This window comes from Burkholderia sp. Ac-20379 (assembly GCF_017104645.1).
Taxonomy (GTDB): Bacteria; Pseudomonadota; Gammaproteobacteria; order Burkholderiales; family Burkholderiaceae; genus Burkholderia.
This window is the reverse complement of record NZ_JAAGPF010000280.1, coordinates 1-10257: the sequence shown is the minus strand read 5'-3', so window position 1 is coordinate 10257 and position 10257 is coordinate 1. Positions and strand designations below refer to the sequence as shown.

The following is a 10257-nucleotide window of genomic DNA, read 5'->3' as shown; positions in this document are numbered from 1 at the left end:
GGCAGCTCCGGCGCCGCGCGCTGCGCCGCCGCCAGCGCCTCCACCGAAAACGACGACAGCAACGGCGGCACGGCCGCACCGCGCCAATAACGCGCCGTGTCGCGCGCCACGCGCTCCCCCGTCTCGGCCTCGCGCCCCGGGCACGGCTTGATCTCGACGTTGGCCGCCAGGCCGAGCGCGAGGCAGCGCGCGGCGGCCTGCTCCAGCGTCGGCATCCGTTCGCCGGCGAAGCGTGCGTCGAACCAGCTTCCCGCGTCGAGCGCGGCCAGCGCGGCGTAATCCATGCCGGCCGCCGCACCCTCGCCGTTCGAGGTGCGCGTCACCGTGTCGTCGTGCAGCAGGAAGCTGATGCCGTCGGCCGACAGCTTCGCGTCGAACTCCACCATCCGGTGCCCGCGCCGCGCGCCTTCCTCGAAGCCCGCCAGCGTGTTCTCCGGCGCCAGCTTGCCGCCGCCGCGATGCGCGACGATGCGCGCGATGTCGGCATACGGCCAGGATTGCGGATCGTGCTCGGGCATGGCGGCCTCCTCGTTCGACGGCGATTGCATGGATGCGGGGATCAGTTGGCGCGCCGGCCCGTGTCCGGGTCGAAGAAATGCAGCCGGTGCGCGGGCAGCGACACCGGCAGCGCCGAGCCGGCCGGCGGACGTTCGGCGTACGGCAGCCGCACCGCCACGTCGTAGTCGCCCCACCGGCCGTGCGCGAGGTTGTCGGCGCCGAGCAGTTCGCACGAATCGACCGGCAGCGTGGCGACCGGCATGCCGGGCTGCGGCGTCATGTGTTCGGGCCGCACGCCGAGCACCCACTCGCGGCCCGGCGCCACGTCGCGGCCGATGCCCGGCGCGCCGGCCACCGGCAGATGCGGGCCGCCGCCCGCCACCTCGAACAGCGCGCCGTCGGCCGAGAGCCGCCCGCGCAGCAGGTTCATGGCCGGCGAGCCGATGAAGCCGGCCACGAACGTCGTCGCGGGCTTTTCGTAGACGTCCACAGGCGCGCCGATCTGCTCGGCGCGCCCGCGGTTCATGACGATCACGCGCTGCGCCAGCGTCATCGCCTCGATCTGGTCGTGCGTGACGTAGACGCTCGTGGTGCCGAGCCGCGCATGCAGGCGCTGGATCTCGAGCCGCATCTGCACGCGCAGCTTGGCGTCGAGATTCGACAGCGGCTCGTCGAACAGGAACACGGCCGGCTCGCGCACGATCGCGCGCCCCATCGCCACGCGCTGGCGCTGCCCGCCCGACAGCTCGCGCGGCCGCCGCGCGAGCAGCGGTTCGAGTTCGAGGATCTTCGCCGCGGCGGCCACGCGCGCGTCGATCTCCGCACGCGCCAGGCCGCGGATCTTCAGCCCGTAGCCCATGTTCTGCGCGACCGTCATGTGCGGGTACAGCGCGTAGTTCTGGAACACCATCGCGATGTCGCGATCCTTCGGCTCCAGCGCGTTGACCACGGTGCCGCCGATCGCGATCTCGCCTTCCGACACGCTCTCCAGCCCGGCGATCATGCGCAGCAGCGTCGATTTCCCGCAGCCGGACGGCCCGACCAGCACGATGAATTCGCCGTCGGCGATCTCGGCGTCGATGCCGTGCAGGACGGTGTGTTTGCCGTCGTAGCTCTTGCGGACGCCGTTCAAGCTCAGTGCAGCCATGCTTCGACACTCTCCAGACAGGTGCTTATTTTTCGGTATCCACGAGGCCGCGCACGAACCAGCGCTGCATGGCCAGCACCACCGCCAGCGGCGGCAGCAGGGTCAGCAGCGTGGCGGCCATCACGAGATGCCATTCGGTGGCCGCGTCGCCGCTCGCGATCATCGTCTTGATGCCGACCACGGCCGTCGACAGCGCGCCGTCGGTGGTGATCAGGATCGGCCACAAATACTGGTTCCAGCCGTAGATGAACGTGATCACGAACAGCGCCGCGATGCTGGTGCGCGACAGCGGCAGCACCACGTCCCAGAAGAAGCGCAGCGGGCCGGCGCCGTCGATGCGCGCGGCGTCCATCAGCTCGTCGGGCAGCGTCATGAAGAACTGCCGGAACAGGAAGGTGGCGGTGGCCGAGGCGATCAGCGGCAAGGTCAGGCCCGCGTAGCTGTTGGTCATGCCGAGCGTGGACACCACTTGCACGGTCGGGAAGATCCGCACCTCGACCGGCAGCATCAGCGTGACGAAGATCAGCCAGAACGCCGTGTTGCGGAACGGGAAGCGGAAATAGACGATCGCGTAGGCCGACAGGATCGACACGGCGATCTTGCCGATGGCGATCACCAGCGCCATCACGAGGCTGTTGATCAGCAGGATGCCGAACGGCGTGACGGTCGCGCCGCTGCCGCGATGCCAGATGGTCGCGATGTTCTCGAACAGGTGCGTGCTGGGAATCAGCGACAGCGGCACCGTGAACACCTCCTGCGCGCTCATGGTGGCGGCGCAGAAGCCGACGTAGACGGGAAACAGCAGCAGCACCACGCCCGCGATCAGCACCGCGTGGCAGAACCGGTCGAAGCCCTTGCGATTTTCGATCATGCGTATTGCACCCTGCGTTCGACGAAGCGGAACTGCACCACGGTCAGCGCCACCACGATCGCCATCAGCACCACCGACTGCGCGCCGGAACTGCCGATGTCGAGCCCCTGGAAGCCCTCGGTGTAGATCTTGTAGATCAGCGTCTTGGTGCTCTGGCCGGGGCCGCCCGCCGTGGCCGCGTCGATCACCGGGAACGTGTCGAAGAACGCGTACACCAGGTTCACGACCAGCAGGAAGAAGCTGGTCGGCGACAGCAGCGGCAGCGCGATGTTGAAGAAGCGCCGCACCGGGCCGGCGCCGTCGATCGCGGCCGCCTCGATCAGCGAGCGCGGGATCGCCTGCAGCCCGGCGTAGAAGAACAGGAAGTTGTAGCTGACCTGCTTCCAGATCGACGCGATCACGACCAGCGTCATCGCCTGGTTCGGATAGAGCGCGTGATTCCAGACGATGCCGAGCTTCGCCAGCGCATAGGTGACGATGCCGATGCTCGGGTTGAACAGGAACGCCCACAGCACGGCGGCGATGGTGGGCGCGACCGCGTACGGCCAGATCAGCAGCGTGCGATAGGCGCGCGAGCCGCGAATCACGCGGTCGGCGCAGGCGGCCAGCAGCAGCGAAATGGCCAGCCCGCCGATCGTCACGAGCGCGCTGAACAGCAGCGTGGTCTTGAACGAATCGAGGTAGAGCGGATCGCCGAACAGGTGCGCGAAATTGGCCAGGCCGACGAATTCGCTGGTGGTGCCGAACGCGTCCTGCGACTGGGTGGATTGCCAGAGCGCGACGCCGGCCGGCCACAGGAAGAAGATCGCGGTGATCGCCAGTTGCGGCGCGACCAGCAGATACGGCAGCGCGCTCGCGCCGAATCGGGAACGGGATGACATCGGAGGAATTCCGTCGACAAAGAAGCCGCTTCGCCGCGCCGCCGCGATGCTGCCGCGGCGGCGCAACAGCGCGGCGGAACCGCGCTCAGGAGCCTTGCTTCTCGAAACGGCGCAGCAGTTCGTTGCCGCGCGCCACCGCCTCGTCGAGCGCGGCCTGCGGCGTTTTCTTCTGCGCCCAGACCTGCTCCAGTTCCTCGTCGACGACGGTGCGGATCTGCGGCATGTTGCCCAGACGCAGCCCCTTCGTGAACGGCAGCGGCGGCTTGTTCAGCATCTGCTTGGTGGCCGTGTCGGCGCCCGGGTTCTTGGCGTAGAAGCCCTGCTCGCGCGTCAGGTCGTAGGCGGCCGTGGTGACGGGCAGGTAGCCCGTGTCCTGGTGCCATTTCGCGGCCACCGGCGGCGAGCTCAGGTAGGCCAGGAACTTGGCGACGCCCTTGTAGGTGTTCGCGTCCTTGCCGCTCAGCACCCACAGGCTCGCGCCGCCGATGATCGCGTTCTGCGGCGCGCCCTTCACGCCGGCGTCGTACGGCATCATGCCGGTGCCGAAATCGAACTTCGCGTACTTGCGGATGGTGGCCAGCGCGCCCGACGAGGTGGTCATGATCGCGCAGTCGCCGCTATAGAACTTCGCGGTGGCTTCGTCCTTGCGGCCGGCGTAGCTGAACGTGCCTTCCTTGGCCATGTCCTGCAGGAACGCGATGTGGGCGACCTGCTGCGGCTTGTTGAATTCGAGCACGGCGTCGGTGCCGTCGAAGCCGTTGTTGCGCGTCGCGAACGGCAGGCCGTGCCACGCGCTGTAATTCTCGAGCTGGATCCAGCCCTGCCAGCCGGTGGTGTAGCCGCACGTGGAGCCGGCCTTGCGCAGCTTCTCGGCGTCGGTCTTCACCTCGGCCCAGGTTTTCGGCGGCTGATTCGGATCGAGCCCGGCCTTCTTGAACAGATCCTTGTTGTAGTACAGCACCGGCGTCGAGCTGTTGAACGGCATCGAGACGAGGTGGCCCGTCTTCGCGTCGCTGTAGTAGCTGGCCACGGTCGGCACGAAGGCCTTTTCGTCGAGCGGCACGCCGGCCTGGCGGAACACGTCGGACACCGGCAGCACCGCCTTTTTCGCCTGGATCATGGTGGCCGTGCCGACTTCGTACACCTGAAGAATCGCCGGCGCGTTGCCGCTGCGATAAGCCGAGATGCCGGCGGCCAGCGCCTGGTCGTAAGTGCCCTTGAACACCGGCACGATCTTGTAATCGCTCTGCGACGCGTTGAACTGTTCGGCGATCGCATTGACCTTGTCGCCGAGCGCGGCTTCCATCGCGTGCCAGAACTGGATTTCGGTCGCCGCGAACGCACTGCTCTGCATGCCGAACCAGATCATGCCGCCCGCAGCCAGCGAGCGAACCAGGGTGTTGACTCTCATCGACGCATCTCCATGTTGTGCGGCCTGGCTCCAACGGCCGGCCGCTTGGGTGTGCCCGTGGCGGGCGGCAGCGCAGTCTAGTTCTCGTCCATGACAAACAGCCGTTGATATTCCTTCAGCGCGAAGCGGTCCGTCATGCCGGCGATGTAGTGCGCGACGAGCCGCGGCTGGGCGGCCGGCGCGGCGCTCTGATAGGCCGGCGGCAGCAGGCGCGGATCGCCGGTGAACGCGTCGTACAGCCCCTTCACGACGCGCTGCGCCTTGTTCGCCATGCGCATCACCTTGTAGTGGCGATAGAGGTTGTGGAACAGGAAGCGCTTGAGCTCGGCGGCCTCCTCGGCGATCACCGGGCTGTGCACGACGAGCTGCGGGCAGCGCCGCACGTCGTCGAGGGAGGCCGGCGCGTATTCGGCGAGATTGCGCGTGGTGGCATCGATCAGGTCGACGATCAGCGTATTGATGATGCGGCGCACCGTTTCGTGCACGAGCCGGCGGCCTTCGAGCGACGGGAAATCGCCGAGCGCCGCATCGTAATGGCGGCGCCAGAGCGCGATGCCGGCCAGTTGCGGGATCGTGATCAGGCCCGAACGCAAGCCGTCGTCGACATCGTGGTTGTTGTAGGCGATCTCGTCGGCGATGTTGGCGATCTGCGCTTCGAGCGACGGCCGGCGGCCTTCGAGGAAGCGCTCGCCGAGTTCGCCGAGCTTGCGCGCGTTCTCGCGCGAGCAATGCTTGAGGATGCCCTCGCGCGTCTCGAAGCAGAGGTTCAGGCCGTTGAACGCGCCGTAGTGCTCCTCCAGCTCGTCGACCACGGCGAGGCTCTGCAGGTTGTGCTCGAAGCCGCCGTGCTCGCGCATGCATTCGTTCAACGCGTCCTGCCCGGCATGGCCGAACGGCGTATGGCCGAGATCGTGCGCGAGCGAGATCGCCTCGACCAGATCCTCGTTCAGGCGCAGGTTGCGCGCCACCGAGCGCGCGATCTGCGCGACTTCGAGGCTGTGCGTGAGACGGGTGCGGAACAGGTCGCCTTCGTGGTTCACGAAGACCTGGGTTTTGTATTCGAGGCGGCGGAAGGCCGTCGAATGGACGATGCGGTCGCGATCGCGCTGGAATTCGGTGCGTGCGGCCGGCGGCGTTTCGGGGTGCCGGCGGCCGCGCGTGGCCATCGAATGCGCCGCGTAGGGCGCGAGGTGCGCTTCGAGCGCGGCGACGGTGGGCGCGGCGACGGGGCCACCCGTCTTGCCGGGCCGCGCCTGCGGCGCATCGGTGGGGTGTGGCAACTCGCGGGGTGTTTCGCTCACTGTCTCCTCCACTGCTGGGGCGCCGGCCAATCCGGCGCCGCGTTACCGGATTGCGGCGGCGAGCGTGGCCTGGACCAGGTCGTCGGGCGCCGCGGTGATCGACGCGGCGCCGAGCCGGTCGAGCACGATGAATTTGATCGCGCCGGCTTCGGCCTTCTTGTCGACCTGCATCATCTCGACATAGCGGGCCGCGCCGAGATCGGGCGCGCGCACCGGCAGGCGCGCCGCGGCGATCACGCGGTTCAGGCGCTGGCGCGACGCGTCGTCCAGGCGACCGAGCCGCACCGACAGATCGGCCGCCATCACCATCCCGCAGCCGACTGCCTCGCCGTGCAGCCATTCGCCGTAGCCGAGGCCGGCCTCGATCGCGTGGCCGAACGTGTGGCCGAAATTGAGGATCGCACGCAGCCCGCCTTCGCGTTCGTCGGCGGCCACCACGCGGGCCTTGATCTCGCACGAGCGCTTGACGGCTTCGGTCAGCGCGGCCGGTTCGCGGCGGTTCAGCGCCTCGATATCGGCCTCGATCCAGTCGAAGAACGCGGTATCGGCGATCGCGCCGGTCTTGATGACCTCGGCGATGCCGGCCGCCAGTTCGCGTTCGGGCAGCGTGCGCAGCGCGCCGATATCGGCGATCACCGCTTGCGGCTGGTAGAACGCGCCGATCATGTTCTTGCCGAGCGGGTGATTGATGCCCGTCTTGCCGCCGACCGACGAATCGACCTGCGACAGCAGGGTCGTGGGCACCTGGATGAACGGCACGCCGCGCATGTAGCAGGCGGCCGCGAAACCGGTCATGTCGCCCACCACGCCGCCGCCGAGCGCGATCAGCGTGGTCTTGCGGTCGGCGCGCGCGCCGAGCAGCCCGTCGAAGATCAGGTTCAGCGTTTCCCAGTGCTTGTAGGCTTCGCCGTCGGGCAGCACCACCGTTTCGACCTGCTTGCCGAGCGGCGCGAGCGCGGCGCGCAGCGCATCGCCGTAAAGCGGATCGACCGTGGTGTTGGTGACGATGGTGACGGACGCGCCCTTGATGTGCGGCGCGAACAGTTCGGTGCGGCCGATCAGGCCATCGCCGATATGAATCGGGTAGGCGCGATCGCCCAGGTCGACATTGACGGTAATCATGCTTGTAGCGGCTTGGCGACGATGCCGGCCAGTTCGAGCTGCATCAGCACCATGTTGACGAGGCCGTTGACGGACGGACGGCCGGTTTCGATCACGAAATGCGCGCATTCGCGATAGAGCGGATCGCGCACTTCGTAGAGCGCCTCGAGCCGGGCCTTGGGATCTTCCGTCTGCAACAGCGGGCGGTTCTTGTCCTTGCGGGTACGCAACCAGAGATCGTGCGGATTGGCACGCAGATAGATGACGATGCCGCGCGAATTCAGCACATTGCGGTTTTCGGGGCGGATGACGGCGCCGCCGCCCGTGGCCAGCACGACGTTGTTGCGCTGGCTCAGCTCGTCGATCATCTTTTCCTCGCGGTCGCGAAAACCGGCCTCGCCCTCGAGTTCGAAGATGAGCGGAATGCGCGATCCGGTCCGGGCCTCGATTTCGTGATCGGAATCGAAGAACGGCCTGTCGAGACGGCGCGCGACCGCACGACCCACGGTGGTTTTACCCGCCCCCATGAGTCCGACGAAAAATACGCTTGCGTGTGGGTCCCGCGCTTGCAACGGCTTCCTCTGCTTCAATCTTGCTGGTGTGTGGCGCAGCTTACTGGCAAAGCGCCGGCCTTGTCGAGCGTGGCCGGCGGGCACTCGGCCGCGGGCTGCGGCGCAACCCGCGCCTGCCTTTCAGCCCCAACCGGCTCGCCGACCACGCGCGGCGTGATGTAGACGACCAGTTCGGTCGATTTCTCGCGCCGCGCTTTGTGGCGGAACAGCGCACCCAAAACCGGTATTTTGCCCAAGACCGGCACCCGAGTCACATCGTCCCACTCGTTTCGCTCGTAAATTCCGCCGATCGAGACCGTGCCCCCATTTTCGACCTCGACGCGCGTGCGCACATGTTTGGTGTGAATCGCCGGCCCGGCGTCGGTCTGCTCGCCGACGCTGTCCTTGGCGATATCGAGATCGAGCACCACCTGCCCGTCGGGCGTGATCTGCGGCTCGACCTCGAGCTTGAGCGTGGCCCGGCGGAACTGCACGCCCGACACGCCGCGCCCGACCTTGGCCTGATACGGCAGCTCGGTGCCCTGCTCGACCAGCGCCGGCGCGCGGTCGGCCGTCACCACGCTTGGTCGCGACAGGATCTGGCCCCGCCCTTCCGATTCAAGCGCACTCAGCTCGATGTCGAGCAACCGGGTGGCACCGGCGACGAACAGCGTGAGGCCGGCTGTGGCCGCCTCGAAGCCAGATAACGGCCCGGCGGACAGATCGGCGAGCCGCCCGGCCGAGCCGCCCATCACACCGGTGGCGAGCGGATCGCCGCCGCTCGCCGTGTCGGGCGTCCTGTCTGCGCCGTCCCCCGCCGCCGCGCCGCCCTTGCCCATGCCGCGCGTGCGCAACGCCAGCCGCGCGCCCAGCTCGCGCGAGAAACCGCGCTCGCCCTCCACGATCCGCGCCTCGATCAGGACCTGCCGGGCCGGCCGGTCGAGTTGCGCGACGAGCGCGGCGATCTGCGCCAGCCGGCCGTCGAGATCGGTGACGAACAACAGGTTGGTGCGCGGATCGGCCAGCACCGAGCCGCGCCGGGACAGCACACGCTGCCCCGCGCCGCCCGCCAGCAGGCGCGCGACATCGTTGGCGCGCGGGTAGCGCAGCACGAAGGTGCGGCTCGCCAGGGGCTCCAGATCGGCGGCGCGCGCATGGGCCTCGAAGCGCTCCCGCTCGCGCACCGCCAACTCGGCGACCGGCGCGACCCAGATCACGTCGCCGCGCGTGGCCATCGCCAGGCCGTTCGCGTCGAGCAGCGCGTCGAACGCGTCGCGCCAGCGCACGTCGTGAATGCGCAGCGTGACGCTGCCCTGCACCCGGCCGCTCAGCACCACGCTCTTGCCGGTGAAACGGGCGAACGCGTCGAACGCGGCCGCGAGCGGGGCTTGCCGCAGGTCGAGTGAGATCCGGCGCCGGTCGAGCGCGACGCCCGGCTTCGACTGCAACCTGGACAGGCGCACGGGGGGCGGCAAGGGGATAGGCGGCCCTTCCAGCGCGGGCGGGGAGACGGCGGCCGATGGTTCCGACGCCTTACCGGCATCGTCGCCGGCATCGGGCGACGAGACGTCGGCAGAAGGCGGCAGCGACGCCGCGCTGCCTTGGCCAAGCGCGCTCGTTCCGCCGATCCGGCCGGCATCGCCATCGAACCATCCCGCGCCGTCAACGCGCGCAACTGGTTGCGCGCCCGCCGCCCCCGTGTCCAGACGGGCGGCCACCGGCATGACGAGCGGCAACGGCGGCCGCAACATCGCCGCGACGGGCCGCGCGCCGCAGCAGATGAGCGCGAGGGCCAGCGCCAGCCTCGCAGCATCTCGGTGCTCGCCGGTCATGACTGCCCCTCTTCAGCCAGCACAACGCGATGCTCGCGGCCATCGCCGGAGCCGAACCACACGCCGCCGCCATCGATACGGGCGATGCGCTCGCCGCCGATGCGCTCGCCGGGCGCTGCGCACCACGGCCCGCTCTCGGCATCGAACACGGCCAATGCGCGTCGCGCGTTCCCGACGATCCCGGCCAGCCGCGGCGACGCTACCGCTTCCCGGCCGCCGAAATCGGCCCCGTCATCGGCCACCTCATCGGCCCCCTCATCGGCCCCGTCTGGCAGGCCGACCGTCAGAACGTCGAACGGGTCGGGCAGCATCAGCGCGCCCTGGCCTCGTGCCGGCGCCTCCGGCAACACCGCCAGCCGCGCCGAAAACGTCGCACCCGCCGCTGCGCCCGCCGGGCGCTGCGCACCACGGCCAGCTCTCGGCATCGAACACGGCCAATGCGCGTCGCGAGTTCCCGACCATCCCGGCCAGCCGCGGCGACGCTACCGCTGCCCGGCCGCCGAAATCGGCCCCGTCATCGGCCACCTCATCGGCCCACTCATCGGCCCCGTCTGGCAGGCCGACCGTCAGAACGTCGAACGGGTCGGGCAGCATCAGCGCGCCCTGGCCTCGTGCCGGCGCCTCCGGCAACACCGCCAGCCGCGCCGAAAACGTCGCACCCGCC

10 protein-coding genes are annotated in these 10257 nt (G+C 69.0%); all 10 read right to left on the bottom strand.

All coding sequences use genetic code 11. The features are described 5' to 3' along the window. A partial coding sequence (gene ugpQ / locus G3N92_RS26070) for a glycerophosphodiester phosphodiesterase (RefSeq protein WP_206130473.1) occupies positions 1-518 on the bottom strand: 518 nt, incomplete at its 3' end. Between the two features lie 41 nt (positions 519-559). Then, positions 560-1645 (bottom strand): sn-glycerol-3-phosphate import ATP-binding protein UgpC, encoded by a 1086-nt coding sequence (locus tag G3N92_RS26065; protein ID WP_206130470.1) that lies wholly within the window; start codon positions 1643-1645, stop codon positions 560-562. A gap of 25 nt (positions 1646-1670) precedes the next feature. Next, the gene (gene ugpE / locus G3N92_RS26060) at positions 1671-2516 is read right to left on the bottom strand and encodes a sn-glycerol-3-phosphate ABC transporter permease UgpE (RefSeq protein ID WP_206130469.1); all 846 of its coding nucleotides are present in this window, start codon (positions 2514-2516) and stop codon (positions 1671-1673) included. After that, entirely contained in the window at positions 2513-3397 is an 885-nt protein-coding gene (gene ugpA / locus G3N92_RS26055) for a sn-glycerol-3-phosphate ABC transporter permease UgpA (RefSeq protein ID WP_206130468.1), read from the bottom strand. Before ugpA ends, ugpE begins: the two co-directional genes overlap by 4 nt. A gap of 85 nt (positions 3398-3482) precedes the next feature. Beyond that, the gene (ugpB, locus tag G3N92_RS26050) at positions 3483-4808 is read right to left on the bottom strand and encodes a sn-glycerol-3-phosphate ABC transporter substrate-binding protein UgpB (protein ID WP_206130467.1); all 1326 of its coding nucleotides are present in this window, start codon (positions 4806-4808) and stop codon (positions 3483-3485) included. Between the two features lie 77 nt (positions 4809-4885). Continuing rightward, positions 4886-6088, bottom strand: a complete 1203-nt coding sequence (locus G3N92_RS26045) for a deoxyguanosinetriphosphate triphosphohydrolase (protein WP_241015025.1) — start codon at positions 6086-6088, stop codon at positions 4886-4888. Between the two features lie 63 nt (positions 6089-6151). Beyond that, positions 6152-7231, bottom strand: coding sequence for a 3-dehydroquinate synthase (gene aroB / locus G3N92_RS26040; RefSeq protein WP_206130465.1), 1080 nt, complete (start codon positions 7229-7231; stop codon positions 6152-6154). Beyond that, complete coding sequence (locus G3N92_RS26035; RefSeq protein WP_206130472.1) at positions 7228-7782, bottom strand: shikimate kinase; 555 nt, start codon at positions 7780-7782, stop codon at positions 7228-7230. The genes aroB and G3N92_RS26035 overlap by 4 nt, the downstream gene beginning before the upstream one ends. Before the next feature lie 14 nt (positions 7783-7796). After that, complete coding sequence (pilQ, locus tag G3N92_RS26030; protein WP_241015024.1) at positions 7797-9593, bottom strand: type IV pilus secretin PilQ; 1797 nt, start codon at positions 9591-9593, stop codon at positions 7797-7799. Beyond that, a complete protein-coding gene (locus tag G3N92_RS26025; RefSeq protein ID WP_206130464.1) occupies positions 9590-9904 on the bottom strand; it encodes a hypothetical protein in 315 nt (104 codons plus the stop codon). Before G3N92_RS26025 ends, pilQ begins: the two co-directional genes overlap by 4 nt. Positions 9905-10257: the final 353 nt, after the last annotated feature.

Excerpts from the sequence above, each read along its gene's own strand:
- ugpA (WP_206130468.1), bottom strand. The coding sequence starts at position 3,397 with ATGTCATCCCGTTCCCGATTCGGCGCGAGCGCGCTGCCGTATCTGCTG.
- G3N92_RS26025 (WP_206130464.1), bottom strand. The coding sequence starts at position 9,904 with ATGCTGCCCGACCCGTTCGACGTTCTGACGGTCGGCCTGCCAGACGGG.
- ugpE (WP_206130469.1), bottom strand. The coding sequence starts at position 2,516 with ATGATCGAAAATCGCAAGGGCTTCGACCGGTTCTGCCACGCGGTGCTG.
- ugpB (WP_206130467.1), bottom strand. The coding sequence starts at position 4,808 with ATGAGAGTCAACACCCTGGTTCGCTCGCTGGCTGCGGGCGGCATGATC.
- aroB (WP_206130465.1), bottom strand. The coding sequence starts at position 7,231 with ATGATTACCGTCAATGTCGACCTGGGCGATCGCGCCTACCCGATTCAT.
- G3N92_RS26065 (WP_206130470.1), bottom strand. The coding sequence starts at position 1,645 with ATGGCTGCACTGAGCTTGAACGGCGTCCGCAAGAGCTACGACGGCAAA.
- pilQ (WP_241015024.1), bottom strand. The coding sequence starts at position 9,593 with ATGACCGGCGAGCACCGAGATGCTGCGAGGCTGGCGCTGGCCCTCGCG.